This is a genomic window from Sphingomonas ginkgonis (assembly GCF_003970925.1).
In the GTDB taxonomy this organism is placed as follows: Bacteria; Pseudomonadota; Alphaproteobacteria; order Sphingomonadales; family Sphingomonadaceae; genus Sphingomicrobium; species Sphingomicrobium ginkgonis.
The window spans coordinates 791,979-818,878 of sequence record NZ_RWJF01000001.1; the positions used below are offsets into that span (position 1 = coordinate 791,979).

Here is a 26,900-nt window from a genome sequence, read left to right on the forward strand (position 1 = left end):
CATTTGCCAGTGACCGCTATGACCGCAGCCGCACCGGCCTTTCGATCGATACGCCCCGATCTCACTTCGATGGCGGGCCGGCGCTCGCAGGATCGACGGGACGGAGCAGCATGCCGGCGGGGAGGGTGAGGAAGACGTGGAGGTCCTCGCCGACGCGCGCGACCGCCCTGACTTCGGCGCATTGCTGGAGCCGGTGGTCGAGGTGATCCGCGGCCTGTGGGATCACGAGGCGGCGTCCGGCCTGGTCGACCGCCGACCTGTCCAACCCGGCAAGGAGGCGGTTCAGGTCGTTCTGGTCGTCGCTGCCGGGGCTGATCCCACGGGTGGCGTTCGCGGCCGTGTTTCCCGCTTCGGGTCGCCGCGTGACCGCCCGCAGCGCGGACGCGAGCTGGTCGGCCTCGGGTCCAACGACGACCTGGACCGAGCCGCCTCCCAGATCGAGAACCCCGCGGGCGCCGAGCGCCGCCAGGGCCGGGCGGTCGATCCGTCCCGGGTCGTCGACGTGCAGCCGCAGCCTGGTGGTGCAGGCATCGATCGAGGCGAGATTATCCGGTCCTCCCAGCGCCGCGGCGAAGGCCTCGGCGCGGTCGCCGCCGCCGGCCGACGTGGCCGGAAGGATTGCGGCCGCGTCGGCGTCGCGCCCCGGCAGCTTGAGATCGAAGCGCCGGATCGCCCAGCTGAACACGCCATAATAGACGAGCGCGTAGACGGCGCCGACCGGCAGCAGCAGCAGCGGTCGGGTAGCGAGCCCGTAGTTCAGCACATAGTCGAACAGGCCCGCCGAGAATCCGAACCCCAGCTTCGCGCCGAGCAGGTCCATCGTCACCATCGCCAGCCCGGTCAGAACGGCGTGGACCGCGAACAGCAGTGGGGCGAGGAAGAGGAAGGTAAACTCGATCGGTTCGGTCACGCCGGTCAGCAGCGACGTCAGCGCGAGGCTGAGATAGAGGCCCGCGACTTCCTTGCGCCGGGTCGGGAGCGCGGCCCGGTACATGGCGAGGCAGGCGGCGGGGAGGCCGAACATCATGACCGGGAAGAAGCCCGACATGAAGGCGCCGGCGGTGGGATCGCCGGCGAAGAAGCGCTTGAGGTCGCCGGTCGCGCCGTGGAAGTCGCCGACCAGGAACCAGGCGAGATTGTTGAGGATGTGATGGAGGCCGGTGACCAGCAGCAGCCGGTTGAGCAGCCCGTAAAGGAAGAGGCCGACGGGACCGGCGGCGATGATCCAGTGGCTGAGCTGGTCGACCCCCGCCTCGAACAGAGGGAAGCCGCCGCCGAACGCGAGCGCCAGCCCGACGCCGGCCACGCCGGCGACGATGGGCACGAAGCGGCGCCCGGCGAAAAAGCCGAGATAGGAGGGCAGCGTGATGGCCGAGTAGCGGTTGTAGAGCGCGCCGGCGATCAGACCCGACAGGATGCCGGCGGGGACGCTGAGCTTGGCGATCTGCTTGGCCTTCCACGCGCCGACGAACAGGTCGCGGGTCGTGTCGGTGGCGCCGACAAGCGCGTCGGGCGGGACCGCCAGCAAGGGTTTCGCGCCCTCGGTCGCGACGAGGTAGCAGACGATCCCGGCGAGCGCCGCCGCGCCATGGTTCTCGCGCGCCAGCCCGACCGCGACACCGGCGGCGAAGAGCAGGCCGAGATGATCGAAGATCGCCTGCCCGGCGGCGGCGATGAAGGGGATGGCGAGAACATCGTCCTGCCCGAGCCGGAGCAGAAGCGCGGCGACTGGAAGCACCGCGATCGGCAGCATCAGCGCGCGCCCGAGCGGCTGGAAGCGGTCGAGCCAGGACCTCATCGCGGATCCTCGAGCAGGGCCCTGACCTCGGCCGTCGACGTCGCTTCCCGCGCGCGGTCGGCGAGGGCCTTGGCGTCGGTCGTCCGGATGGTCCGAACCACGGCCTTCACCGCGGGAACCGCGGCAGGCGTCGCCGACAGCTCGGTGACGCCCAGCCCGACCAGGAGCGCGGCGGCCCCGGGTTCCGAAGCAAGGCCGCCGCACAGCCCGAGCGGGCGGCGGTGCCGGGCGGCTCCCTCGGCGGCGTGCGCGATGAGGCGGAGGACGGCGGGATGGAGCGGGTCGACGAGCCCGGCGACCGCTGCGTTCCCGCGATCCGCGGCGAGCGTGTACTGGGTGAGGTCGTTGGTCCCGATCGACATGAAGTCGGCCTCGGCCGCCAGCGGTTCCGCGAGCAGCGCCGCCGCCGGGGTCTCGATCATCACGCCGACCTGAACCGGCGAGGTCCGGCGGACCTCAGCCATCGCCGCGGCGATCGCGGCCCGGGCGCGGCGCAGCTCGGCGAGTTCGCTGACCATCGGCAGGAGGATGCGGCACTGCTCGCCGGGAACGGCGGCAAGAATGGCGCGCAGCTGCACAGCGAACAGCTCGGGCCGAGCCAGCGAGAGGCGCAGTCCGCGCTGCCCGAGCGCCGGGTTCTCCTCGGACGGGAAGGGGAGGTAGGGCACCGGCTTGTCGCCGCCGATGTCCATCGTGCGGACGATCAACGGGCGACCGCCGAGCCGTTCGGCGATGCCGGCGTAGAGCGAGCGTTGTTCGGCCTCGTCCGGCGCGCTCGCCCGGTCGAGGAAGAGGAACTCGGTGCGCAACAGGCCGCACCCTTCCGCACCGGCCTGGACGGCAGCGTCGGCGTCTTCGAGCGAGCCGAGATTGGCGAACACCTCGATGCGGGTGCCATCCGCGGTCGTGGCCGGCGCCATCGCGGCACGCGCCTCGGCGGCGCGTCGCTCGCGCTGCTGCGCTTGGCGGGACCTGGCCGCATCGAGCTGGTCCCGGTCCGGGTCGGTGACGAGCGTTCCTCCCGCGCCGTCGAGCACCGCGACCGTTCCGTCGGCCACCGCGAGCACGTCGGGCCCGGCGTTGACCACCATCGGGACGCCGGCGGCCGCGGCGAGCAGCACGACATGCGCGGTCGCTCCGCCGCGCGCGGTGCAGATGCCGGCGAGCCGGCCGCGGTCGAGCGCGAGGAACTGGGACGGGAGCAGCTCCTCGGCGATCAGGATCGTGTCGGGGCCGAGCGCCGGCAGGGAAGCGACGCTGCCGCCGAGCGCGACCAGCATCTGCCGTTCGATGTCACGCAGGTCGGCGACCCGCTCGACCAGCCGCGCGTCGCCCGTCGCGCCGAGCGCCGCGGCGGCCGCGCCGATCGCGTGCGACCAGGCCCAGCCCGCACTCTTGCCCTCGCCGATGGCGGCTTGGGCGGCCGCCAGCAGGTCGGGGTCGGCGAGGATCGCGCGATGCGCCTCCCGGATGTCGCCCGCCAGCCCGTCAGCAGCGGCGGGACCCGCCGCCACCGCCAGCGCCTCGGCTAATGCGCGGCTCTCGTGGGCGATGCCGCGGCCTTCCTCGGGTACCGTGACGGGGGCGGGGCGAAACTGCCGGACGGGGCCGATCGCCAGTCCCGGTGCCGCCCCGATGCCGCCGCTGGGTGGCGCCGGAGCGAGCGGTGGCGGCTCGCCGGCGGGATCGCCGAACCGCTCCGCCGAGAAGGTCGCCAGCGCCTCGAGTGCCGCTGCCGCGTCGGGCCCCCGGGCCTCGACCAGCAGCTGGTCGCCGGCCCGGGCGCCGAGCGCCAGCAGCGCGGTCGTGCTGCGCCCGTTGGCGCGCCGTTCGCCCGCGATCACCTCGATCGTCGCGTCATAGGGCTTGAGCAGCGCCACCATCCGCGCGGCGGGGCGCGCATGGAGCCCGAGCGGCGCGGTGACCGGGATCGTCCGGCGAACCGCATCCCCCGTACCCGGCGGTCCAGCCTCCACCGCGAGCAAAGTAACCCGGGCGATCTCGTCGCCCGCCGCGACCATCCGGCCGGGCTCCAGGAGGGCAAGGCTCGCGCCGTCGCCAGGGAGGACCAGCGGGGTGACGAGGTCGCGCGCGACCCTGGCGATCGCCGCGAGGTCGAACCGGATCAGCGGATCGCCCGCCGCCACCCGGTCGCCGGGGCGAACGCGCGCCTCGAACCCGCGGCCGCCGAGCATCACCGTGTCGAGCCCGATGTGAAGCAGCAGCTCGGCGCCATTGGCGAGGCGCAAGGTGACCGCGTGCGCGCTGTCGGCGACGCTTACCACCTCGGCGTCGGCCGGCGCGCGAAGCAGCCCCTCGATCGGGTCGATCGCCAGCCCGTCGCCTATCATCCGCTCGGCGAAGACCGGGTCGGCGACCTCGTCGAGCGCGGACAGCCAGCCGGCGAACGGCGCGACCAGCAGCACCTCGCTCATGACAGCAGCTCGACCCGTTCGATCGCCCAGAGCGGGTCGACCCCGCGCGCGGTGTAGGTGATGCAGAGATCGCTGCCCTCGGCCCGCGGCGGCAGCGCGGCGACGAGGCGGGTCACGCCCGGGTTGGCGGCAGCGCGTTGGAGGGGGAGGGTCGCCAGTACCGCGCCATCGCACCCGGCGCGCACCTCGAACTCGCCGTCCCGAGTGGCGGGCGGGCGGAAGCGGATCTTGTCCCGGTCCGCGCCGACCTCGAAGTTGAAGGGAAGCTGGCCGACGCTGATCGCGATGGAGCGAACGCCGGCGAGCGGCGCCTTGTCCCACCGCCAGCAGGGATTGAAGACGTCGAGCACGAAGCGCGCGCGCGGACCGCTGGCGGGGAAGTCGTCCTCGAGGTCGAGCGCGACGGCATTGGAGCAGAGCGTGAGCTCGCGGCTGGTGCGAGTCATCGCGGCGCGCATCGAGGCGGTGGCGTCGACCACGCCCGGGAGGGCCCGCGCACCGAGGAAGGTCGCGGCGCGCAGCCGGGTGCCGGCGGGGACCAGCAGCGGCTCTCGGTAGGCAGGGCTGGCGGCGGTCGGGGCGCTGCCGTCGAGCGTGTAGCGGATCGGCAGGCCGCTCTGCCCGGCGAGCATGGCGGCGATCGCCGGGCCGCGCCGGTCCCATCGGGCGTCGACCGCCCAGGCGCTGTAGGCCCCGGCCATGCCGAGCGAGCGGAGCCGCTCCGCCTGGTCGAGCAGCGGTCCGGTGAAGGCGGGCAGGCTCCGCGGGCGCGCGCCGCTCCAGCCGATCTCGGCAATGGCGAGCGCGCGCGGAAACATCATCCACGCCGCGCGCTCGTCGGTGCGGACATGCTCGGTCCACAGATTGGCCTGGAGCCCGAGGATGTGGCGGCGCTGGGCGGGCGTCAGCCCCGCCGGCTGCGGGTCGAACGCGAGCAGGTCAGCAAGCGTGCTCTGTTGCACCCGGCCCGGCGGTTCGGACGGTCCGGCGCCCTGGAGATGGTCGAGGTAGAGCAGCGGGGCGGGGCTGAGGATCGCGTCGTGCCCGGCCCGCGCCGCCCGGACCGCGCCGTCGGTCCCCCGCCACGAGGTGATCGCAGCATCGGCCGGCACGCCCCCGTCGAGGATCTCGTCCCAGCCGACCAGGCGTCGGCCGTGCGCCGCGAGGAAGCGGCCGATCCGGGACATGAACCAGCCTTGCAGCGCGTCCTCGTCCTTGAGACCGAGCTTCCTGATCCGGGCCTGCATCGCCGGCGAGGCTCGCCACTGGTCCTTCACCGCCTCGTCGCCGCCGACATGGATGTCGCGCCCGGGAAAGAGCCGCATCGTCTCGCGAAGCACGTCTTGGAGGAAGCGGAAGGTGGCGTCATCGGTGTTGTAGAGCCACGGAAACACGCCCCAGTGGCTCTCCATGCCGGGCGGGATGGGCACGCCCATGCCGAGCGCGGGGTAGGCGCGGATCGCCGACAGCGCGTGGCCGGGCATCTCGATCTCGGGAACGATGGTGATCCCGCGCGCCGCGGCATAGGCGACGATTTCGCGGATCTCTGCGCTGCTGTAAGTGCCGCCGACCGCCGGCAACGCTGGCGCGCCGGGCGCGGTCGCCGGGTGACGCCAGGCCGAGACATCGGTCAGTCGCGGCCAGCCGGGGATCGGGATCCGCCAGCCCTGGTCGTCGACGAGATGCCAGTGAAGCCGGTTGAGCTTGGACGCCATCATCGCGTCGAGCAGCCGGTGAATGAAGGCGACGGACTGCATGTGCCGGGCGCTGTCGAGCATGAGTCCGCGCCATGGATAGCGCGGCGCATCGTCGATCCGAGTGGCGGCGATCCGCAGCTTGCCGCCGCGTCGCTCGGCGAGCTGCCACAGGGTCACCGCGCCATGAAGCAGACCGGCGTCGTCGCTGGCGCTGATGGTCGCGCCCGCCGGCGTGACGGTGAGGCGATAGGCTTCGGCGGCAAGGCCGGGCACTCGGCGGAAGCGGATGGGTCCGGACGTCCCGACGCGGGCGTCGCTGCCCGTCGTCCGCGCCAGCAGCTCGCCCAGTCGCAGCGCGGCGTTGCGGCTGCCCGCGTCCGGGGCGACGAGCACGGGTCGCTCTCCCAGCACCAGCTCCCCGCGCTCCGCCACCACCCGCGTCGGGGTCGGAAGGAGCGCGGGCTGGGCGGCGGCCGGCAGTGCGGCCGCCGCGAGCGCCAAAGCGGGAAGGATGGGCACGATCCCCGTTGTGGCCGAGAACGCTGACAGGGCCAAGGCCGCGCTCCAATCCGCCTAGAACCGGACCCGGGCGCCCACGTAGAACTGACGCCCGTTGTCGTAGATCGCGCGGGGTCGGACCTCGCTGCCCGAATATTGGATGATCTTCTCGTTGGTGAGGTTCACGCCGTCGGCGGTCAGCGCGATGTGCGGCGTGACGTTGACGCTGAGCGCCGCGTCGAGCGATTGCAGCGAGTGCTGGTTGAGCGGCGCGTTGCGGTCGATGTCGATGAAGAACTTCGACCGGTAGGTGTAGGACAGGCGAGCCGACAGCAGCCGGTTCTCGAAGTAGCCGGTGGCGCTGACCGTGTGCTTGCTGTTGCCCGGGATCGGGTCGCCGGTGTTCGCCTTGGCGTCCGAGAAGGTGTAGCTGGCAATCACGCCGAACCCGCCCCACAGCGGCTTCGAGATCTGCGCCTCGAAGCCCTGGTTGCGCCCGCCGCCGCCGTTGGCGCGCCGGTTGATCTGGTAGGGGCAATTGAACAGGTTGGTGCTGCCCGCGATGGCGGTGCAGACCGCCGGCTGGGTTCCCACCACGTCGAACTGGGTCGGGAAAACCTCGGTCGTGGTCTGGTTGACGATGTAGGACAGGATGTCCTTGTAGAACCCGGCCAGCGAGATGAGCGTGTCGCGCTGCGGATACCATTCGAGCGACACGTCATACTGGTTGGCGCGGAACGGCTTGATGAAGCTGTTGCCGCCGGACCCGGTCAGGGTCGTGCCGTTGAGGTTCACCCCGGGCGCGAGATCGGCGAAGTCGGGACGCGCGACGGTCCGGCCGGCAGCGACGCGCAGCACGAGCCTGGGATTGATGTCGAACGACAGGTTCGCGCTCGGCAGCACGTCGGTATAGGACCGCTTGGTGGTGATCGGCGTATAGTTGCCGAATGGGCTGGTGCCCGTCGGGTTGGGCGCGCCGAGCAGATTGCCGTTGGCCGTCTGGTCGGTCCGGACGACACGCACGCCCATGTTCCCGCGCCAGCGGTCGCCGCCGAACTTGGCCATCGCGTAGCCGCCATAGGCCTTTTCGTTGATCGAGAAGGTCGCGCTGGCGACCAGGAAGCGTTGCGCGTTGTTGGCCGGCTGGGCGGCGTAGATGCTGTGCAGCTTGTCCGGATCGACGGTCCAGTAGTTGGTCAGCGTGCCCGGCGAGGCAATGTTGTCGAGGAAGTCGCCGGGAGTCCCGCCGCCGGTCGCGAAATCGGCCGCGGTGCACGGCCGGCCCGAGCAGACCAGTCCGGGCACGAACACGCCGCCGTTGGTGCTGAGCCACAGCGCGGCGCGGTCGTGGTCGGTATATTTGGCGCCAATCCGGATCGCGTTCAGCGGTCCCCAGTCGAGCGTCTGCTCGACGTCGGCATAGGCATATTTCTCCTCGTCCGACGAGCGCACGGTCGGCCGGCGACCGAAGTCGATGCTCATCCCCGCCGGCGAGGTGGCGCTGGGGCTGATCACCTTGCCGGACGGACCGTCGGTGGTCAGGTCCAAGCTGATCGTGCCGGGGGCCGCGGTCTCGAGGAAATCCTCGTTGACGGTGTTGCCCCGAGCCTTGGTCCAGCCCGCCTTCAGGTGGACCAGCGTCGCTTCGCCCGGGTGGAAGTTGACGTCGGCGTCGAGCGACTTGGTGTCGGCGAACGCCTGGCGCCGGATGGCGTCGAACACCACCGCCCGGCTGGTTGGTAGCGAGGTGACGGTGCCGGCGACCAGCGTCCCGTCGACGATCCGCGGCCCGGTGACCGTGCCGCCGTCGCCCAGCGCGCGTCCGGGCCAGAGCAGATAATTCTGGTTGAAGTTGTTGGCGTCGAACCGCGAGTAGAGGCCGGTGAGATTGATCTCCAGCTGCTCCGACGGGCGGAACTGGACCCCGACGTTCCCGCCGAAGCGCTTGCGTTCCTGCTGGAAAAGGGCCGAGCCGATCAGCGACGGCACCGCGACCGACTGGCCGGCGACGGTGCGCGTGTCGTAGCCGAGGATCTCGATCCCGTCGCGACGGATGCGGCGCTTCTGGTACACGCCGCTGACCAGCACGCCGAAGGTGCCCGCGGCGTTGTGCCAGCTGGCGAGTCCCGACAGCTGCGGGTCGATCTTGTCGGCCCGCTCGCTGTAGACGCCCTGGACATTGCCGGTCAGCCGGAAGGCCGGGAGCTCGAGCGGGTTGAGGGTACGGACGTTGATCGTGCCGCCGACGCCGCCTTCCTCGACGTCCGCCTGCGGGCTCTTGTAGACCTCGAGCCGGCCAACGATGTCCGACGGCAGGATCAGATAGTTGAAGCTTCGAGTCGCGGCGAGCTGATCGAGAATGAACCAGTCGGCGGTGGCGACCGAATGTCCGTTGAGCAACGTCTTGGTGAGGTTCGGCGCGGTTCCGCGGAGCGACACGCGCTCGCCTTCGCCAAATTCGCGGTTGATGACCACGCCCGGCACCCGCTGCAGCGATTCGGCGACGTTCTTGTCGGGAAACTTGCCGATGTCCTCGGCGGAAATGACGTCGGAGATGACGTCGGCGCGGCGCTTGGTGTCGATCGCGTCGCGCTGCGACCGGCGGATGCCGGTGACGACGATCTCGCCGGCATCGGTCGGGTCGCCCGGCTGGCTGGCCTGGGGACCCGGAGACGGATCGACCGGCGGGACCGTCGTCTGTGCGAGCGCCCCGCTCGACACCAACAGCGCCAGCAGGCTGGCGGATCCGGTGAGTATCACTCGTGTGGTCATGGCTGCTCCCCTGTCCCTGACACTGCGCCCGCGCTGCTCTGGCGGACCACTATAATACCAATAGCAGTACCATCTGCGTGTCTTGTTCGCTCGTCAAGCGTGATTCTGGCAGGCGCTAGAGAGATAAGGAGGAATTATCTGTTGCGATTGGTCCTATATTGGTTATCTAAGTTGTCGAGAGGGGAACCATGAACGACCTTGCCGCCCACATCGGACCGCTCGACGCAGCTGGACGCGGATCGCTGCACCAGCGGCTCGCCCGGGGCATGCGCGACGCGATCGAGCGCGGGATCGTCCGCCCCGAGGAAGCGCTCCCCGCCGAACGGGACCTCGCGACCGAGTTCTCGGTCTCGCGCATCACCGTCCGCAAGGCGCTCGACGCCCTGGTGGCGGACGGGCTGCTGGTGCGGCGGCAGGGGGCGGGGACCTTCGTCGCCGGGCGGGTTGAAAAGCAATTCGCCAAGCTTTCCTCCTTCACCGAGGACATGGCGGCGCGCGGCCGGTCGGTGACCAGCCAATGGCTGATGCAGCTCGAGGGGGCGGTCACGCCCGACGAGTCGCTGATGCTCGGGCTGAGCCCCGGGGCGCCGGTCTATCGTTTCCGCCGGATCCGCTTCGCCGACGAGCTGCCGATGGCGATCGAGCATAGCGCGGTGCCGGGGTTCGCCCTGCCGGGCGCGGACGCGGTGGGCGAGTCGCTCTACCAGGCGCTGGAAGAGGCTGGGCACCGGCCCACTCGGGCGTTGCAACGGCTGCGCGCGGTTCTGTTCGACACGGAGCAGGCGGCCTTGCTGGGGGTCGAGCCGGGCGCGCCCGGCCTGTTCATCGAGCGTCGGGGTTTCCTCGAGGACGGCCGCGCGATCGAGGCGACCAAGAGCTGGTATCGCGGTGACGCCTACGACTTCGTCGCCGAACTCAGCGCCCGGTGATGCGGTGATCGCGCCCGAGGCGACCCGCATGTTCGCCGAGGCCGCCGATGCGGCCGCCGCGGTTGCACGCCAGCTCGCCGCCAACCGCGCGATCGTGCAGGTCCTGGCCGAACGGCTGCGCGCGGAACCGCCGCCGGTCGTGCTGACTTGCGCGCGCGGCAGTTCGGACCATGCCGCGACCTACCTCAAGCACCTGGTCGAGACTCGCGTCGAGATCCCCGTCGCGTCGGTCTCCCCGTCGGTGACGTCGATCTACGGCGCGGCGCCCGCGGCTCGCGGCATGCTGGCGCTGGCGCTGTCGCAGTCGGGGCGCAGTCCGGACTTGGTCAGCAGCATGGGCCGGGCCGCCGAGGCCGGCGCGCTCACGGTGGCGATGGTCAACGATGCCGATTCGCCGCTTGCCGCCCGATGCGAGCAGCTGCTGCCGCTGCACGCCGGGCCGGAGACCAGTGTGGCGGCGACCAAATCCTATATCGCGCAGCTCGCCGCGTCGCTCGCGCTCGTCGCGGCATGGAGCGGCGATACCGAACTGGGGCGGACGCTGGCGGCCTTGCCGGATCGGCTCGCGGCCGCCTGGAAATGTGACTGGTCGAGCCTGGTCGATCTGCTCGAGGACGCGCGCGGGCTCTACGTGATCGGCCGCGGACCGGGCTTCGGGATCGCCCAGGAGGCTGCGCTCAAGTTCAAGGAGACCTGCGGGCTCCATGCCGAGGCGTTCAGCGCGGCGGAGCTCCGCCACGGCCCAATGGCGCTGGTCGGCGCCGACTTCCCCGTGCTGGTGGTGCGCCAGCCCGACCAGTCGGCGGACGCGACGAACGCGCTGGTCGAGGATCTGGTCGCGCGGCGCGTGCGCGTGCTGGTCACCGGTCCGCCGATCGCGGGCGCGCTCGCGCTGCCGCTGCCCGCCGCCTGCGCGGTGACCACGCCGATCCTCGCCATCCAGGCCTTCTATCGCGCCGCCAATGCGCTATCGGTCCGCCGCGGCCACGATCCCGATCGTCCGCCGCTCCTCCGGAAAGTGACCGAGACCGTCTGATGTTCGCGCTGTGCAACGCCCAAGTCCTGATCGACGGTGCCTTCGTGGAAGGACGGGCGGTGGTCGTCGAGGGTGAACGCATCGGGGCCGTGGTCCCTGCCGCCGGGCTCGATCCGGCGATCGAGCGCCGCGACCTCGCCGGTTGCCGGCTCGTCCCCGGCTTCATCGACGTGCAGGTCAACGGCGGCGGCGACGCGCTGTTCAACGCCGACCCGAGCGTGGCCACCATCCGGCGGATCGGCGAGGCGCATCGACGCGCGGGGACGACGGGCTTTCTGCCCACCCTGATCAGCGACGATCTCGCGGTGATCCGGTCGGGGATTGCGGCGGTCGATGCCGCGATCGAGCAGAAGGTGCCGGGAGTCCTCGGGATCCACATCGAGGGGCCCTTCATCAACGTCGAGCGCAAGGGCATCCACGCCGCGCAGAAGATCCGCACCCTCGACGAAGAGGGGTTCGCGGTCCTGACCTCGCTGAAGGGCGGCTCCACGCTGGTCACGCTCGCTCCGGAACTGGCGGGACCGGCGATGGTCGAGCGGCTGGCGGCGGCGGGCGTGATCGTCGCGGCCGGCCACACCGCGGCGAGCTTCGACGAAGTCAGCGCGGCGGTCGCGGCCGGGCTGCGCGGCGTTACCCACCTGTTCAACGCCATGTCGCCGCTCGGCAGCCGCGATCCGGGCGCCGTGGGCGCCGCGCTCTACCATGATGCGCTATGGTGCTCGCTGATCGTGGACGGGCACCATGTCGACCCGGTGACGCTGAAGCTCGCGCTGCGCTGCAAGCCTGGCAATCGGGTATTGCTGGTCACCGACGCGATGCCTCCGACCGGCGGCGGCCGCGCCGACTTCGTTCTCAACGGAAGACCGATCACGAGGCGGGACGGGCGGCTGGTCGATGCGGATGGGGTGCTCGCGGGCGCCGACCTCACCATGTGGGACGCGGTCCGCCGGACAGCGACCATGCTGGACGTGCCGTTGCCCAGAGCGCTGGCGATGGCGTCGGAATATCCCGCCGCCTTTCTGCGACGCTCGGACCTCGGTGCGATCGCGCCGGGAAAGCGCGCCAGCCTGCTGGCCATCGCCGACGACGGGACGATCCGCGAAACATGGATCGATGCCCAGCCGATGAGCCATGGCAAGCCAGAACACGCCAGCAGCTGACCGGATCGACCCAGGACACGTCCCGGCGACAACCGACAGGGCCGCGTCGGCGCTGGTCCGGGCGCTCTTACGCGGGGTGAGCGTTCAGCCAGGCGAGGCTCGCCGTCTTGAGCCGGGCCGTCTCGCCGAGCCGAGTGCGGATGCGGGTGATCACCTGCTCGATGGGCTTGCGATCGCTCGCCGCGACATGGGCGGTGGCGTAGGCGTCGAGCTTGGCGATGGTCGCCGGCTGGTCGCTGCCCGAACCCAGTTGCGCAAGGTAGCGCGACCAGCCCGAGCTATCGACCAGGGCGCGAACCTGGGCGAGGTGCGCGAGGGCGAAGTCGAGCGCCAGTTCCGGATGCTCGCGGGCGACGGCCGAGATCATCCCCGAGCTGATGGTGGCGCCCGGTTCGGGGGTCAGCGCGAGCGCCAGGGCACGCCGGGCGAGCGCCTCGTCCTTCGTGCTTCCAAGCAGCTGGTAGTAAGTGGTTCGCTCGACCGAGCCGGTGGTCGATTGCGCGAACTGGTGGAGCTTGTCCCAGGTCGCCGCGTCGGCGCCGTACGCGATGACTCCGAGCCAGGCCGAGCGGAGCGCGCCGGGGATCGTCCCGGGCGAGGCGAACAGCCGGCGGCTCTCGGCCAGCACGGCGGGGTCGCCGACCTGCCCGAGCGCGCTGATCAGGCTGGGCCGCATCGTCGCGTCGAGGATCGGCTCGCCCGCGCGCGGTGCCATGCCAATCTGGTCGAGCAAGGGCTTGAACCGGCGCTCGATCTGGGCGGCAACCAGGCGCCGGGCGGCCGGCTGGTCGGAGAAGAGGTCGTAGAGCCCGAGCCACTTGCCGAGCGCGCTGGCGGTGACCTTGCGCTGGGCGTCGACCGGCACCGCCGCGAGCAGATCGAGCGAAGGCGCCACCGGCTGATAGCCCGAGCGGGACAGCGCGCTGTTGTCATTGAGCAGGCCATATTGGTCGGCCGGGCTCAGGCTGGTGAAAGCGCGGGTCAGGGCGGCGAGTTGCTGCGGCTGGTAGAGGGTGCGGAAGTAGCCGGTCTGGCCGGCGTTGACGAGCAAGGGCCCGCAGCCGGCGGCGGAGAGCTGCGTGACCGGGCCCACGGTGACCAGGGTCGTCGGCGTTGTCCCGGCGGTCATGGCGCGGACCGGCACATGCCAGAGCAGCGGCTTGAGCCGGCCGCGGCGGTCTTCACTGTACTGGTCCTGGGTCAGCGTGACGCGGGTCACGCCGCCGCTGCAGCTGGCCGGCCCGACGCGGAGCAGCGGCACCCCCGGCTGGAGGGTGAAATCATGGGCGATGCGGGTCAGGCCCTTGGCGCCCGCCCCCTCGACCGCCGACCACAGGTCGTCGCTGCGGGTGTTCCCGTACTGGTGCCTGGCGATGTAGGCCTGGATGCCACGCTGCCACACGTCCGCGCCGGCGAAGCCCTCGAGCATGGCGATCACCGATTCACCCTTCTCGTAGGTGATGGTGTCGAACGCCTGGTTGGCCTGCTCGACCGTGCGGACCTGCTGCACGATCGGGTGGGTGGTCGAGAGCGCGTCGATCCCTAGGGCGGCTTCGCGAGAGGCGACATGCTCGACGTCGCCGCCCCACTCGGGATGGAAATGCTGCTCGGTCTTGTTCGCCATCCAGCTGGCGAAACCCTCATTCAGCCACAGGTCGTCCCACCACGCCATGGTGACGAGGTCGCCGAACCACTGGTGCGCCATTTCGTGCGCCTGGACGCCGAAGATCTCCTGGCGCTCGGCGTCGGTGGTGATGGCGGGATCGTCGAGCAGGATGCGCTCGAAGGTGAAGATCGCGCCCCAATTCTCCATCGCGCCGAAGAACTGCGACTGCCCCGGACCGGCGACGTTCTCGAGCTTGGGCAGCGGATAGCGGGTGCCGAAATAGCGGTTGTAGTAGGTCAGCACCTCGCCTTCGGCGTCGAGCGCGGTGCGCGCCTTGGCCTCGTTGCCGCGGCTCATGGTGACCGCGACCTCGGTGTTGTCGACGCGCTTGGCGATCCGGCCGAAGTCGCCGGTGGCGAAGAACAGCAGGTAGCTCGACATCAGGGGCGTGGTGGCGAAGGTCACCCGCTTGGTCCCGTTCGGCAGCGTCTGGGTGCTGGCCGCCGGCATGTTGCCGATCGCCATCTGCGCGGCGGGAACGATCGCCGACAGGTCCCACCGGGTCTTGTAGTCGGGCTCGTCCCAGCTGGGCACGAAGGCGCGCGCGTCGGCGGCCTCGAACTGGGTGTAGAGCGAGCGGCGCGGGGTGCCATCCGGCGCCTTGCTGTCGAGAGCGAACAGGCCCGTCGCCTGCTGGTTGATCGTGCCGGTGTAGTTGATGGTCAGGCGGTAGCGGCCGGGCGCCAGCGTGCCGGGGAAGGCGAGGGTGGCGGTTTCGGTCGCCGGATCGACCGTGGCGCGGCCCGGACGGCTCGCGCCGCCGGTGCTGGGCTGGATCGCTGCCGACTGGAAGCGGAGTTCCTTGGCATTGAGGGTGAGGCTGGCCGTCGCCTTCACCACGTCGAGGTCGATCACGACCGTGCCGGTGAAGCGGAGATTGGCAGCGTCGGGGGTGACCTCCACCCGATAGTGACGCGGGATGGCCGTACGGGGCAGCTGGGTGACGCTGGACTCGATCCGGTCCTCGCTCGTCGCGGCTGGCTGGCCGATCGCGGCTGCCGGACAGACGAGTGCGGAACCCAGCATCAGCAGCGGCAGCAACGAACGTGAACGCATGACAGACCTTCTCGCAGAAGAGACGTGACGGTGTGGCCGCCCGCGCGGCGACATGCAAACAAGTTACGGTCGGCGAGCGTGGGCGACGCTTCGACGGACGGCGGCGCGCGTCCGCGACTAATGAGCGCTTCGAACGCGACGATCAGCGGCTGGTCAAATGCGCGGTCGTGCGGCGGCCGGCTGCCGCTTGCACCAGGGCTATGCTGCGATGGTCCCGATCAGATCCGCGATCCGGCTGCCGGTGCGAACCGGCGGCGGACCTGCCGGACCAGCGCCGGCGAGCCCTGCCACGAATATCCGCAGATCAGCGCCAGCGAGTGGGAGAGCCTTCCAGCGGACCTGATGACCGCGCCGACCGGGCCCGGCATCGTTGCCAGGAGTTGCCGCCGGTAGGTCAGCTTCGCCGCTGCCGGCACCGTGGCGGCAAGCTCCTGGGGTATCGGCACGCCGAAAAGATCCTCGAGCGCCACGATCTGCACCATCAGCGCATGACGACCGACCCTGTCCGACAGGAGCCGCGCGAGCCTCGGCCAGTCGACGCGGGAGGAGCCATCGACCTGAAGGCGGTAAAGATCGTGCAGGTGGCGCAGGTCGAGCCGGTAGGTCCACAGATCGCCTTCCTTGATCATGTCGTGGACGATCAGGTGAAGCGCGCGCGCCGTCGGCTCGGGCACGCGGAGCTGAACCCCGTGTCGAGCCGTCGGCGGCGACCAGGAATGAAGGTCATCCCGAAGGTAGGGAGCAGCGCGAGCGCTCGGTCGCGCGTGCAGCTCGATCGTCGCCGCATCCTCGACCCTCGCCCACTCGCGTCCGCGGTGGTCAGGAACATAGCCCAGCTCCCGAAGCGCCTCGCTGGCCCGCTCCGCTTCCGCCGGACGGATCGACAGATCGATGTCGCTCAGCATGCGGGCGCCAAGATCCTCGTCGCGCGCCAGGAAGAGGTGATTGGCTCCCTTGAGCAGGACAGGTTCGACGCCCGCCGCCCCGAGTGCCGCGGCGGCCTCGACCAGCTGCCGGCGCAGGCGCCGGTTGCGCTCGAGGTTCCGCGCATGGAGCAGCTCGAGATAGTGGGCCGCCGCGTTGTCGAGGGCGCCAAGCTTCGCATGCCGCGAAAGCGCCAGGTACAACGCAGGCGCAAGCCAGCCGCGGCTCGCCACGGTGACGATGCTGCGCCAGTCCGCGCCGGCCGGCACTTGGCCCCGCAGCGCGGCCCCGAGAAGCCGTAGGGGGTGCCGCGCGTTCATAGCCGGGCAGCCCCGAGGCAGTCCGCCGCCTGCTCGAAATCACTATAGCTCAGCCGCCAGCAGGAGGCTTGGTTCAACGCCTTGACGAGCGTCTCGAACGCCGTTGCGGGCAACCGCTCGTCGCGCGTGGCGCCCTCCGACAGCAGCATCGCCAGGGTGGACAGCCGGTCTGCGCTGGTCAGTCGCGCCGGGCCGGCTTCGCGACGATCGATCAGGACGATCGCGCGAATCCGATGGCGAGCATCGGCAGGAAGGCCGGGTGGCTGGAGATAGCGAACACGGAGACCGTCGGGACGACGATGGGACATCTGGTCGCCGATCTGCGGATAGTAGCGGCTGAGCAAAGGCCAGGCGGACGCCTTGGCCGTGAACGGGAGGGTGACGCCGCGGATCTCGCCCGAGGCGCGGAGCAGCGTTACGTCATCGGCAAGCAGGACCCAGTCGGAATGCGCCAGGGCGACTGCGAGCGTCGTCTTGCCGGCACCGGGGCTTCCCACCAGCAGGATCGCCTCTCCGCCCCGGGCCAATGCGGCTGCATGGAAAGCCACTTCATAGGTCGCCGATCGAAGGACCTCCGCGATCAGCATCGCCTTCAGCGTCGGCACGAGTTCCGCCGTCGCGCAGCTTGTCGCCTCCCCAAGAGAGGTCGTCAGCGAGAGGATGGAGCGGCGACGTTCGACCGCCAGCCAGGCTGCGGCGGGTTGATTGCGACCTCGGACCAGGCTCCTGAACGGAGTGACGATCGCGTCGCGAAGCGAGGCGGGAAAATGGATGTCGATCGCCACGCCGCCGAGTTCGATGGGCAAGGCTAGAGCATTCGCCGGACGCGCGCGGGAGACAGGTCCCGACGGTCCCGCCCGCGGATCCTGCGCCCGGGCCGGCGCGAACTGCCGAAGCGCCTCCGTCAACCGCTCCGCGGCGGGCTCGACCGTTCGAACGTTCGCGCGCTGCACTTCGAAGACGGCCTGGTGCGCTTCGCTGAACACCAGGCAATGATCGTCAACCCAGCCGATCACCGGGGGCGCGCTGCCCTTCCCGTACAGGACGTCGCCGGTGCCTTCATCCGCGTGCGTCCTGATGACTGCTTCGCCCATCGGTGACCGGTTCGGGCGTTCAGTGATGGTGTTTCGAATGCGCCTTGAGATTGGTTCGCCCGGGCGGTCCGGAATGGGTGTGGTTCTTGTCGCCCCAGCCATGCCCCGGCTTGCCACTCGATGCGGCGATGGCCTTCGAGCTCATCGACGTCGACAGTAGGAAAGTGACGGCCGGCGGAGTGACCAGCGCGAACGTCCCGCATTTCTTGAGAAAGTCGCGGCGATCGTCTTCGTCTGGGCGCGGATCATCGTTGTTCATGATGCTACTCCCATTGCAGCCTGGCGGTTTTGCTGCCGGCAAGGCCAGCCGGTCAAACGCTCCGAGGTTCTACAACCTCTTGGTCATCCCCTATCGCACGAAGGTCCCGGAGGGGTTGTGATTTAGAGGAGAGGCGGCGCCGGGGGGGGGTGGGCGCCCTGGCGCGTGTCTCACTCATTTCGACCGTCGGGGTGCATCGATGGGACTTCGGCCGTTCGGCCCATCCTCAAGCGGCCCGTTGTTGCGCCGTCTGACGAGTTGGATCATCATCCGAAAGATGGACTTCATGAAGTGGCTCAACTCGCTGGGCGAGCTGCTTTACGAAGTGATGAGCTGGCTCATCTTCTATCCTATCACCTTGTGGCGATCCGTCACCCATCCGCTGCGCATGATGGCCTATGCCGACAGCGAGCTGCACGACCGGCAGACAGAGCAGTTCACGGACACGCTGAACCCGCCCCTGTTTCTCATCCTGTCGCTGCTGCTGACGCAGGAGATCGACGAGGCGCTGGGCGGCGGCGTCAACCCGATCGTCGCCAAGCAGACCGGGCTTGCCGCCCTCATCACCGACAGCACGACGCTGCTGGCGCTGCGACTGGTCCTCTTCTCGCTGTTCCCGCTGATGATGTCGGCGCGCCTCCTGCGCGCCCAGGGCACCAGCCTCACGCGCCAGTGCCTCAAGCCGCCTTTCTATGCCCAGTGCTACGCCTGCGCGCCGTTCGCCCTCGTTCTCGGGATCGGGGTTTCGCTGGGCCATGTTTCCGTTCCGCATGCCGGTCTCGCGAGCGGCTTGCTGTCGATCCTGTCGGTGACCGGCTATCTCGCCGCCGAGACGCTGTGGTTCTCCCGCCGGCTCAACCAGCCGGTTGGCAGGGGGCTGCTGCATGCGCTCCGCGCCTTCTTCACCGCGGCGGTGCTGGCAATCGCCATCGGCGCGCTGTTCGTGGTGCGCTGACCCTTCCCGCAGCGAACTGGACCGGCCCGAAGCATGGGATTAGGCTCGCCACCGTTCGCCTGAAGCCGACTCGCTTGCTCGTGGGAGGTTCGGATGCGTGGCCTGTCTGTCGTCTGCTTGATCGCCGTCACCGCCGCCGGCGGGATTGCTCTTCCCCAACATGCGCTCGCGCAATCGACCGGCCTGGAAGACATGGTCGGTGCGCGCGCCGGGCAGGCCGAGCTCGAGCTGCAGCGACGCGGCTACCGCAACACGGGGGGCGAGCAGGGCGACGATCGGTCCTATACCTTCTGGTGGAACGCTGATCGGCGCCAGTGCGTGACGATTGCCACGATGGACGGCCGCTACGCCTCGATCACCGCCTCTCCGCCGCCCGACTGTCGCCAGTCTGCGGACAATCGCCCCGCGTCCCGACCGCGCCCCGGCTATGCGCCGGACCCCGCCTTCGGCCGGCCGGCCCAGCCGCCCTATCCGAAACTCGGTGACGATGTCTCCGGCGGTGAGCCTTCAATAGGGGGGCGTCCGGTCGATCTTGCGCTCGTCTGCTTCGGCGGCGGGTCGCGCAATGGGGTGGGCACTGATTCGGCCTGGGTCTGGAACCCGGCTCGCGAGCGGTACGAGAACCGCAGCTATCCGCAGACGACGATCGAGGAATTCGACGCGACGCTGATGGTCCAGATCGGCGCGGGCGGCGGGCGCATCCGGCTGCCGAGGTCGCTCGTGCCGCCGATCAACTCGCGCGGGGACCGGGGCTGGTGGGACCTGTACGACGTGTCGGTCGGCCCGGCCCTGATCCGCGCCAGCTACCGCCTGAACGGCCTCAACAAGCCACGCGTCCTCATCGATCGCAGGACAGGCCGCATCAGCGTGCAAGGCACCGCCGGCTACGCCTTCCAGGGCTCGTGCGACCTGATCGGCGACAGGCCCCGGCGGTTCTGACGGATTTCGCCTGGCGGACGAGAGGCTCATTCGAGCTTGCGAAACCGAGGTGCGGAATTTTGGGGCTTTCCGAGGCACATGAACAGCGATGGTGCCGCTTACAGGACTCGAACCTGTGACCCCCTCATTACGAATGAGGTGCTCTACCAACTGAGCTAAAGCGGCGTGCCGTCGGGCGACGCGCCCTAACAAGGTGCGGGCGGGGGAGCAAGGGCCGGGGCCGCCGGCCCATGGTTTACGCTTTGGTAACCGCAACCGTTCATCTTGCTCCAGTTCGGATCGACTACGGAAAAGGGCATGGACGGCTACAGTCAGCACGGCGAATTCGACAGCGACGCGCTGGACCTGGCGCCGGCCGCGCCCGTGTCGCCCGTCGGGGACGACGAGCGGCGGATGCACGTCCGCGCCTACAACCACTGGGTCTCGCTGCTCGGCGGCCGCGACTTTCCCTCGATCGAGGATCTCGACCCCGGCAACATTGAGGATTTCGCCAGCCACAGCGTGCTGCTCGACTTCACCTCGGGCGGGGAGGACCCGGAAACCGCCTACATCGGTCAGGCGATCCGCGAGGAAGGCGGGCTCGGCCCGACCGTCCGCACCATCGCCGACGTGCCCAGCCGCTCTCTCCTGTCGCGGCTGACCGACCATTATCTCCAGATCATCGCCAACCGCGCGCCGATCGGCTTCGAGGCCGAGTTCGACAACCAGCGCGGCGACACCATCTTCTACCGCGGCATCCTGATGCCGTTCTCGTCGGACGGCGACACGATCGACTTCATCTACGGGGTCATCAACTGGAAGACCGGGGGCGAGCAGCGAGCCGCGCTCGCCGCCCGACCGCTCGCCGCGCCAGCGCTCGAGCTGACCGACCTTCACGCGGCTCCCGGCCGGGAGGAGGAGGAGCTGCTCGAGCTCGAGCAGCCGCTGCTCGACGAGGACGCCGGGCTCGCCGACCGCCTTCATGCCGCGCGCGAAACCGCCGAGACGCTGAAGGCGCTCGACGGGCGCAGCCGGGTCGCGCTCTACCGCGCGCTGGCCATGGCGTGGGACTTCACCGTCGCCGCGCGGCGGGTGCCCGATGAATATGCCTCGATCCTCGAGGACGCGGGGGTCAAGGCGCAAGCCCGCGCCCCGATGACGCCGATCGTCAAGCTCGTGTTCGGCGCCGACTATGACAAGACGCGGCTGACCGAGTTCGCCGCCGCGCTCAGCCATGCCGAACGTTGCGCGGTCGATTTCGGCGGGTTCCAGGCGTTCGTCGAGGCCTGTCCCGGGGGACTGAAGGGGCTGGTCGCGGCGGAGCGGCAGGCGCGGCGTCCCGCGGCCCGGGGCGACGATCGCGGCGAGCAGGCCCGCGCCGCGCTGCGCGAGGCGGCTCCGATCGCGCTGGAGACGGCGCTCGGCGACCGCGAGTTCGCGCTGGTGCTGCTGCGCCGGGGCGAGGATGGGGCGGTCGCGGCGGTCGCCGCGCTGGCCGACGAGGCCATGCTGGAGAAGGCGCTGCGCAAGGTGGTCTGAGCGCCCGCAGCCGCCGCCAACTCGTCTATAAAGGAGGTTGGCGGCCTTCCCCTGCCGCCGGGTCGAGCCTATAGGCCCGGGTCGTCCCCTCAATGGCAAGGTGAAGTATTGGCATGACGGCCCAGCAGCGCGTGGCGAGGTCCCTCCCTGAAGTGCTGAAGGACGCACTGCTGTGCAATGCCCTGCCCGGCGAGCTGGACGGGTTCGGCCCCGACGAGCAGCAGGAAGCGGCGGAGTTCGTGGCCCGCTGCGTCGAGCAGCGCCAGCCCGGCGAGGCGATCGTCTGCGTCGAATCCGCGGGGACGCCGCTGACCCGCCGCCGGATGCGGGTGTGCATCGCCAACGATGACATGCCGTTCCTGGTCGACAGCGTCGCCAACGCGATTGCCGGGCACGACCTGGTCGTCCATCGCCTGCTCCATCCGATCGTCAGCGCCGACCGCGACCCGGCGGGCAAGCTGCGCTTCGCCGAATGCGACCGTGGCGGCGGCGGGCTTCGCGAATCCATCATGTACATCGAATGCGACCGCGCCGACGCGCGGCTCCGCGCGGCCCTCCGCGGCGAGCTCGAGCAAGTGCTCGCCGACGTCCGCGCCGCGGTCGCCGACTGGAGCGCAATGCAGGCGCAGATGCGCGCCGATGCGGAGGCGGCGACCGCCGAGCATCCTGAGGGCGCCGCGCTGATGCAGTGGTTCGCCGACGGGGCGATGACCCTGCTCGGCTACGAGGTCGAGCGTTCGGGCCGCGAGGGCGAGGGCGGGCTCGGCCTGTTCCGCTTCCCCGGGGAGCCGACCGACGAGGGCGGCTGCGACGAGGCGATCCGCTATTTCGAGAATGGCGGGCAGGTCCCGCTGATGGCCAAGGCCGATCGCAAGTCGTCGATCCACCGGCGAGTCCCGCTCGACCTGGTCGCGGTCCCGATCCGCGAGAGCGGCAAGGTGACCGCGGTCGGGGTGCATGTCGGGCTGTGGACCAGCGAGGCGTTGAGCGCGCCGGTCGAGGACACGCCGCTGCTGCGCGACCGGCTCCGTCAGCTCGAGGAGCAGTTCGGGTTCGAGCCGACCAGCCACAGCGGCAAGGCGCTCCGCCACGCGCTGTCCTCGCTTCCGCACGACCTGCTGCTCAACCTCGACACCGACAGCGTGCGCCGGCTGGTGGTCGCCGCGATGCTGCTCGCCGACCGCCCGCAGCCGACGCTGGTGCTCGTCCGCTCGATCCTCAAGGGCCATCTGTTCGCCTGGGTGTGGCTGCCGCGCGAGGAACTCTCGACGCGGCGCCGGCTGGCGATCGGGACGATGCTCGAGGAAGCGAGCGGCGGCCGCCAGACCGCCTGGTCGGTCGACCTGGGCGACGGCGACCTCGCGCTCATCCGCTACACCTTCGCGGTCACCGCCGACATGCCCACCCCGGAAGAGGCGCTGCTCGACCGCCGGCTCTACGAGATGGTCCGTGGCTGGGTCCCGGCGCTCGAGGAGCGGCTGGTGATCGGTGCCGGCGCCAACCGCGCCCGCCGCCTGACGCTCGCCTTCGGCAACGCCTTTCCCGAGGCCTATCGCAGCCGCTATCCCGCCGCCGATGCCGCCGAGGACGTGCTCCGCCTGGAGGCGCTGGCCGACGAGAGCCGCCGTTCGGTGCGGCTCTACCGGCTGCCGTTCGATCCCCGTACGCAGCTCCGGCTCAAGCTCTACCGCCGCGGCGAGCTGGTGCCGCTGTCCGACGTCGTCCCGGTGCTCGAATTCTTCGGTTTCACCGTGCTCAAGGAGACTCCGACCCGACTCGAGGGCATCAGCGCCAACATCCACGAGTTCGCGCTCGACCTCGCCGACGGCGGCGACGCGGAGGCGCTGCTCGCCCGTGCCGAGGTGATCGAGGCGGCGATCGCCGCGGTGCTCGAGGGCAAGACCGAGAACGACAATTTCAACCAGCTGATCATCGCCGGGGTCGAGCCGCAGGCGGTGGTGTGGCTGCGCGCCTGGTTCCGCTACCTGCGTCAGACCGGCGCCAACTTCGGGCTCGCCACCGTCGCCGACGCGCTCCGCCGCGCGCCCGAGGCGACCGCAGCGCTGGTCGCCGGCTTCGTCGCCGCGCACGATCCGGCGCTCGAGGGCGACCGCGCGCAGGCGATGCGCGACCAGGGCGGGCGGCTCGACGAGGCGCTGTCGCGGGTCCAGGGCATCGACGACGATCGCATCCTGCGGCTCTACCGCTCGGTCACCGCGGCGATCATCCGCACCAACGCCTTCGCGCTCAAGCCCGACGAGGCGCTCGCCTTCAAGCTCAACAGCGCGCTGATCCCCGGGCTGCCGCGGCCGGTGCCGTGGCGCGAGATCTGGGTGTTCAGCCCGCGGGTCGAGGGCATCCACCTGCGCGGCGGGCCGGTCGCCCGCGGCGGGTTGCGCTGGTCCGACCGCCGCGACGACTTCCGCACCGAGATCCTCGGCCTGATGAAGGCGCAGATGGTCAAGAACGCGGTGATCGTTCCGACCGGCGCCAAGGGCGGTTTCTTCCCCAAGCAGCTGCCCTCGCCGGCGAACCGCGAGGCGTGGCTGGCGGAAGGGACCGAGGCCTACCGGATCTTCATCCGCTCGCTCCTCTCGGTCACCGACAACATCGTCGAGGACCAGGTCGTCCACCCGCCCGAGGTGGTCGTCCACGACGGCGACGACCCCTATTTCGTGGTCGCCGCCGACAAGGGCACCGCGACCTTCTCCGACGTCGCCAACGCGCTGGCGCTGGAGCGCAACTTCTGGCTCGGCGACGCCTTCGCCAGCGGCGGCTCCAACGGCTACGATCACAAGGCGATGGGGATCACCGCCAAGGGCGCGTGGATCAGCGTCCAGCGCCACTTCCGCGAGATGGGCATCGACATCCAGTCGGAGCCGGTGACGGTCGCCGGCTGCGGCGACATGTCGGGCGACGTGTTCGGCAACGGCATGCTGCTGTCGAAGTCGATCAAGCTGGTCGCCGCCTTTGACCATCGCCACATCTTCCTCGATCCCAACCCGGACCCGGCCGCCAGCTGGGCCGAGCGCGAGCGGATGTTCAACCTGCCGCGCTCGAGCTGGGAAGATTACGACCATTCGCTGATCAGCGCCGGCGGCGGCATCTTCCCGCGCACCCAGAAGCAGATCCCGCTCTCGCCCGAGGTTCGCGCGCTGCTCGAGGTCGAAGTGGAGACGATCGACCCGACCAGCCTCATCAACGCCATCCTGAAGGCGCCGGTCGGGCTGCTCTGGTTCGGCGGGATCGGCACCTATGTGAAGGCGTCGGGGCAGGCCAACTCGGTTGTCGGCGACCCCGCCAACGACGTCCTTCGGGTCAACGGCAGCGAGCTTCGCTGCAAGGTGATCGGGGAGGGCGCCAACCTTGCCACCACCCAGGCCGGGCGGATCGAGTTCGCCGAGCACGGCGGCCGCATCAACACCGACTTCATCGACAACAGCGCCGGCGTCGATTGCTCGGACAACGAGGTCAACATCAAGATCGCGCTCAACCGCGACGTGCGGGACGGGCGGACCAGCCTCGACGAGCGCAATGCGCTGCTGGTGCGGATGACCGACGACGTGTCGGACCTGGTGCTCGAGGACAACCGGTTGCAGACGCTGGCGCTGTCGATCGCCGAGGCGGGCGGCGCCCGCGCGCTGCCGGGCACGGTGCGGACGATCGAGATCCTCGAGGCGAGCGGCCGGCTCGACCGCACCGTCGAGGGACTGGAGCAGAGCGACGCGCTGCTGCGGCGGGCGCAGGACGGGCGCGGGCTGACCCGGCCCGAGCTGGCGGTCGTGCTCTCCATGTCCAAGCTGGCGATGCAGCAGGCGGCCGAGGACCTGCGCCTCGCCGACGACCCGCTGCTGGTCCCGCAGCTGTTCGCCGCCTTCCCGGCGGAGATGCAGCAGCGGCACGAGGAAGCGATCCGGACGCACCGGCTGCGCCACGAGATTCTCGCCACCAAGGTCGCCAACCGCATCGTCAACCGCCTCGGGCCGAGCATGGCGCTCGACATCACCGAGGAGGAGGGGGCTTCGGTCGCGCAGGTGATCACCGCCTTCCTCGCGGTCGAGCAGCTGCTCCAGCTCGACAAGCTGTGGGGCCGGATCGAGCGCGCCGAGGTCAGCGAGCAGGTCCGGATCGAGCTGTTCGACCAGGCCGCGCGGAGCGTCCGCGGGCATCTCAGCGACATGCTCCGGCTGATGCCCCCGCACGCCCGTGCGGGCGAGCTGGTCACCCGGCTCCAGCCCGGTCTCGACAAAGTCAACGCCGCGGCGCGCCGGCTCATCCGGGCCGAGGTTCGGCAGGAGGCCGAGGCGCGCCGGCAGCGGCTTCAGGCGCTCGGCGCGCCGGACGAGATCGTCCGCGGGCTGGTCAAGCTCTACGAGCTCGACGGAGTGTTCGGGATCGCCGCGCTCGGTGCCCAGCGCCATCTCGACGAGCTCGCGCTGACCCGCGCCTATGTCCGGCTCGGCGAGGCGCTCGGGCTCGACTGGGCGCAGGGCCAGCTGACCCGCTTCGCGCCCGCCGACAGCTGGGAACGGCTGCTTGCCGCCGGCCTGTCGCGCGACTTCGAGGCGCTCCGGATCGAATGGCTCGGGCGCGCCCCGGGCGAGGACCCCGAGGCGGCGGTCGAGCAGTGGGTGAAGGACCAGGGCGAGCGGATCGACCAGTTCCGCCGCCTCGTCTCGCGCGCCCGCTCGACCGGCAGCGTCAGCGTCTCCATGCTCGCGCAGATCGCCAGCCAGGCGCGGATCCTGCTCGCCCGATAAGGTCTTCGATGCGCATCCTGTTTCTGACGCCGGCACCGGATTACCCGGAGGCCTTCGACTGGGCGTACCGCCGGCAGGGAGCGGCGCTGGTCGAGGCGGGGGCGACGCTTGAGACGCGGCCGTGGACCGCGGCTGGCGACCTCGCGGAGTTCGACCTCGTGCTGCCGATCCTCGCCTGGGGGTACAACCGCCGCTACGCCGAGTGGCTGGCGTTTCTCGACCGCGCCGAGGCCGATCGCGCCCCGCTGCTGAACGCGCCGCGGCTGCTGCGCTGGAACAGCGACAAGATCTACCTCGCCGAGCTCGGCCGGCGCGGCATCCCCTCGGTCGCCACGATCGCGGTGGACACGCTCGGCGACGCGGACCTGGCGGCGGCGCGGGCGCAGTTCGGGACCGAGGCGCTGGTGGTCAAGCCGCCGGTCTCGGCCGGGGCGGACGGGACGTTCCGGATCCGCGCGGGCGAGACGACCCCGGCGGCGGTCGCGGGGCAGCGGATGCTGGTCCAGCCCTATCTCAAGGCGATCACCAGCAGCGGCGAGGTCTCGCTCTTCTACTTCGGCGGCGAGTTCAGCCACGCCATCGTCAAGCTCCCGCGCGAGGGCGACTTCCGAGTCCAGCCGACCTGGGGCGGGCACGAGCGCACCATCGCGCCGCCGCCGGCCGCCGAGGCGCTGGCGGTGCAGGCGCTGGCCGCCTGCCCCGACCAGCCGCTTTACGCCCGGGTCGACATGGTCGACGTCGGCGCGGGCGAGTGGCGGATCATGGAGCTCGAGCTGATCGAGCCGGCGCTGTTCCTCGACCATGCGGCCGACCTCGGGCGCGGCTTCGCCCAGGCCGTGCTGTCAGCCGCCGAGCGCGCGTCCGAACAGCCACTGGCGTAGCGCCGAGGTCAGGTTCGGCGGGTTCGGCGACTGCATCCGCGCCTCGTCGATCTCGGCGACGAGGGCGTTCACCGGCCGCCCGGAATCGCGCGCGGCGATCTCCAGCGCGCGCCAGAACAGCGGCTCCAGGCTGATGGAAGTCGAATGGCCGGCAATCAGGATCGAACGCTTGACCGGTGGGCTGTAGGTAAGGGTCTCCACCC

17 protein-coding genes and 1 tRNA gene are annotated in these 26,900 nt (G+C 70.5%); 8 read left to right on the top strand and 10 right to left on the bottom strand.

Annotated features, from left to right (window positions below; all coding sequences use genetic code 11):
* Positions 1–61 precede the first annotated feature (61 nt).
* The 4 genes from nagE to HMF7854_RS03875 are packed head-to-tail and all read right to left on the bottom strand — an operon-like array spanning position 62 to position 9,200.
* The gene (gene nagE / locus HMF7854_RS03860; protein WP_126717894.1) at positions 62–1,798 is read right to left on the bottom strand and encodes an N-acetylglucosamine-specific PTS transporter subunit IIBC; all 1,737 of its coding nucleotides are present in this window, start codon (positions 1,796–1,798) and stop codon (positions 62–64) included.
* A complete protein-coding gene (gene ptsP, locus HMF7854_RS03865; RefSeq protein ID WP_126717895.1) occupies positions 1,795–4,233 on the bottom strand; it encodes a phosphoenolpyruvate--protein phosphotransferase in 2,439 nt (812 codons plus the stop codon). The genes nagE and ptsP overlap by 4 nt, the downstream gene beginning before the upstream one ends.
* Positions 4,230–6,449, bottom strand: coding sequence for a beta-N-acetylhexosaminidase (locus tag HMF7854_RS03870; protein ID WP_239016821.1), 2,220 nt, complete (start codon positions 6,447–6,449; stop codon positions 4,230–4,232). The genes ptsP and HMF7854_RS03870 overlap by 4 nt, the downstream gene beginning before the upstream one ends.
* 54 nt (positions 6,450–6,503) lie before the next feature.
* Complete coding sequence (locus HMF7854_RS03875; RefSeq protein ID WP_126717896.1) at positions 6,504–9,200, bottom strand: TonB-dependent receptor; 2,697 nt, start codon at positions 9,198–9,200, stop codon at positions 6,504–6,506.
* A 188-nt stretch (positions 9,201–9,388) separates the two neighbouring features.
* Between HMF7854_RS03875 and HMF7854_RS03880 the strand changes: the two genes are divergently transcribed.
* The 3 genes from HMF7854_RS03880 to nagA are packed head-to-tail and all read left to right on the top strand — an operon-like array spanning position 9,389 to position 12,325.
* A complete protein-coding gene (locus tag HMF7854_RS03880; protein ID WP_126717897.1) occupies positions 9,389–10,129 on the top strand; it encodes a GntR family transcriptional regulator in 741 nt (246 codons plus the stop codon).
* A gap of 4 nt (positions 10,130–10,133) precedes the next feature.
* Entirely contained in the window at positions 10,134–11,165 is a 1,032-nt protein-coding gene (locus HMF7854_RS03885; RefSeq protein WP_239016822.1) for an SIS domain-containing protein, read from the top strand.
* Positions 11,165–12,325 (top strand): N-acetylglucosamine-6-phosphate deacetylase, encoded by a 1,161-nt coding sequence (gene nagA / locus HMF7854_RS03890; protein ID WP_126717898.1) that lies wholly within the window; start codon positions 11,165–11,167, stop codon positions 12,323–12,325. The genes HMF7854_RS03885 and nagA overlap by 1 nt, the downstream gene beginning before the upstream one ends.
* Positions 12,326–12,392: 67 nt before the next feature.
* Here the strand turns inward: nagA and HMF7854_RS03895 are convergent, their stop codons facing one another.
* The 4 genes from HMF7854_RS03895 to HMF7854_RS15920 all read right to left on the bottom strand — a co-directional run bounded on the left by HMF7854_RS03895 (position 12,393) and on the right by HMF7854_RS15920 (position 17,644).
* Complete coding sequence (locus tag HMF7854_RS03895) at positions 12,393–15,047, bottom strand: M1 family metallopeptidase (protein WP_185829143.1); 2,655 nt, start codon at positions 15,045–15,047, stop codon at positions 12,393–12,395.
* A gap of 218 nt (positions 15,048–15,265) precedes the next feature.
* Entirely contained in the window at positions 15,266–16,291 is a 1,026-nt protein-coding gene (locus tag HMF7854_RS03900; protein WP_126717900.1) for a nucleotidyltransferase family protein, read from the bottom strand.
* Positions 16,288–17,385: a hypothetical protein gene (locus HMF7854_RS03905; protein WP_126717901.1), complete on the bottom strand. Its 1,098-nt coding sequence runs from the start codon at positions 17,383–17,385 to the stop codon at positions 16,288–16,290. Before HMF7854_RS03905 ends, HMF7854_RS03900 begins: the two co-directional genes overlap by 4 nt.
* A gap of 19 nt (positions 17,386–17,404) precedes the next feature.
* Entirely contained in the window at positions 17,405–17,644 is a 240-nt protein-coding gene (locus HMF7854_RS15920; protein WP_126717902.1) for a hypothetical protein, read from the bottom strand.
* Between the two features lie 277 nt (positions 17,645–17,921).
* On the opposite strand from HMF7854_RS15920, the gene HMF7854_RS03915 reads away from it, so the two are divergent.
* Positions 17,922–18,599 (top strand): hypothetical protein, encoded by a 678-nt coding sequence (locus tag HMF7854_RS03915; RefSeq protein WP_126717903.1) that lies wholly within the window; start codon positions 17,922–17,924, stop codon positions 18,597–18,599.
* Between the two features lie 93 nt (positions 18,600–18,692).
* Positions 18,693–19,538: a hypothetical protein gene (locus HMF7854_RS03920; RefSeq protein WP_239016824.1), complete on the top strand. Its 846-nt coding sequence runs from the start codon at positions 18,693–18,695 to the stop codon at positions 19,536–19,538.
* Between the two features lie 89 nt (positions 19,539–19,627).
* Here HMF7854_RS03920 and HMF7854_RS03925 read toward each other — a convergent pair.
* Positions 19,628–19,703, bottom strand: a tRNA-Thr gene (locus HMF7854_RS03925).
* Between the two features lie 132 nt (positions 19,704–19,835).
* On the opposite strand from HMF7854_RS03925, the gene HMF7854_RS03930 reads away from it, so the two are divergent.
* The 3 genes from HMF7854_RS03930 to HMF7854_RS03940 all read left to right on the top strand — a co-directional run bounded on the left by HMF7854_RS03930 (position 19,836) and on the right by HMF7854_RS03940 (position 26,697).
* Positions 19,836–21,056, top strand: a complete 1,221-nt coding sequence (locus tag HMF7854_RS03930; protein WP_126717904.1) for a PAS domain-containing protein — start codon at positions 19,836–19,838, stop codon at positions 21,054–21,056.
* A gap of 113 nt (positions 21,057–21,169) precedes the next feature.
* Positions 21,170–25,816, top strand: a complete 4,647-nt coding sequence (locus tag HMF7854_RS03935) for an NAD-glutamate dehydrogenase (RefSeq protein WP_126717905.1) — start codon at positions 21,170–21,172, stop codon at positions 25,814–25,816.
* Positions 25,817–25,824: 8 nt separating this feature from the next.
* Positions 25,825–26,697: an ATP-grasp domain-containing protein gene (locus HMF7854_RS03940; protein ID WP_126717906.1), complete on the top strand. Its 873-nt coding sequence runs from the start codon at positions 25,825–25,827 to the stop codon at positions 26,695–26,697.
* Here the strand turns inward: HMF7854_RS03940 and HMF7854_RS03945 are convergent.
* Entirely contained in the window at positions 26,659–26,898 is a 240-nt protein-coding gene (locus HMF7854_RS03945; protein WP_239016826.1) for a ribbon-helix-helix domain-containing protein, read from the bottom strand. The genes HMF7854_RS03940 and HMF7854_RS03945 overlap by 39 nt on opposite strands.
* Positions 26,899–26,900 lie beyond the last annotated feature (2 nt).

What these genes read in the sequence shown, in the direction of transcription:
- nagE (WP_126717894.1), bottom strand. Translation starts at nt 1,798, where the DNA reads ATGAGGTCCTGGCTCGACCGCTTCCAGCCGCTCGGGCGCGCGCTGATG.
- ptsP (WP_126717895.1), bottom strand. Translation starts at nt 4,233, where the DNA reads ATGAGCGAGGTGCTGCTGGTCGCGCCGTTCGCCGGCTGGCTGTCCGCG.
- HMF7854_RS03875 (WP_126717896.1), bottom strand. Translation starts at nt 9,200, where the DNA reads ATGACCACACGAGTGATACTCACCGGATCCGCCAGCCTGCTGGCGCTG.
- HMF7854_RS03880 (WP_126717897.1), top strand. Translation starts at nt 9,389, where the DNA reads ATGAACGACCTTGCCGCCCACATCGGACCGCTCGACGCAGCTGGACGC.
- nagA (WP_126717898.1), top strand. Translation starts at nt 11,165, where the DNA reads ATGTTCGCGCTGTGCAACGCCCAAGTCCTGATCGACGGTGCCTTCGTG.
- HMF7854_RS03895 (WP_185829143.1), bottom strand. Translation starts at nt 15,047, where the DNA reads ATGCGTTCACGTTCGTTGCTGCCGCTGCTGATGCTGGGTTCCGCACTC.
- HMF7854_RS03900 (WP_126717900.1), bottom strand. Translation starts at nt 16,291, where the DNA reads ATGAACGCGCGGCACCCCCTACGGCTTCTCGGGGCCGCGCTGCGGGGC.
- HMF7854_RS03905 (WP_126717901.1), bottom strand. Translation starts at nt 17,385, where the DNA reads ATGGGCGAAGCAGTCATCAGGACGCACGCGGATGAAGGCACCGGCGAC.
- HMF7854_RS15920 (WP_126717902.1), bottom strand. Translation starts at nt 17,644, where the DNA reads ATGAACAACGATGATCCGCGCCCAGACGAAGACGATCGCCGCGACTTT.
- HMF7854_RS03915 (WP_126717903.1), top strand. Translation starts at nt 17,922, where the DNA reads ATGGACTTCATGAAGTGGCTCAACTCGCTGGGCGAGCTGCTTTACGAA.
- HMF7854_RS03920 (WP_239016824.1), top strand. Translation starts at nt 18,693, where the DNA reads ATGCGTGGCCTGTCTGTCGTCTGCTTGATCGCCGTCACCGCCGCCGGC.
- HMF7854_RS03930 (WP_126717904.1), top strand. Translation starts at nt 19,836, where the DNA reads ATGGACGGCTACAGTCAGCACGGCGAATTCGACAGCGACGCGCTGGAC.
- HMF7854_RS03935 (WP_126717905.1), top strand. Translation starts at nt 21,170, where the DNA reads ATGACGGCCCAGCAGCGCGTGGCGAGGTCCCTCCCTGAAGTGCTGAAG.
- HMF7854_RS03940 (WP_126717906.1), top strand. Translation starts at nt 25,825, where the DNA reads ATGCGCATCCTGTTTCTGACGCCGGCACCGGATTACCCGGAGGCCTTC.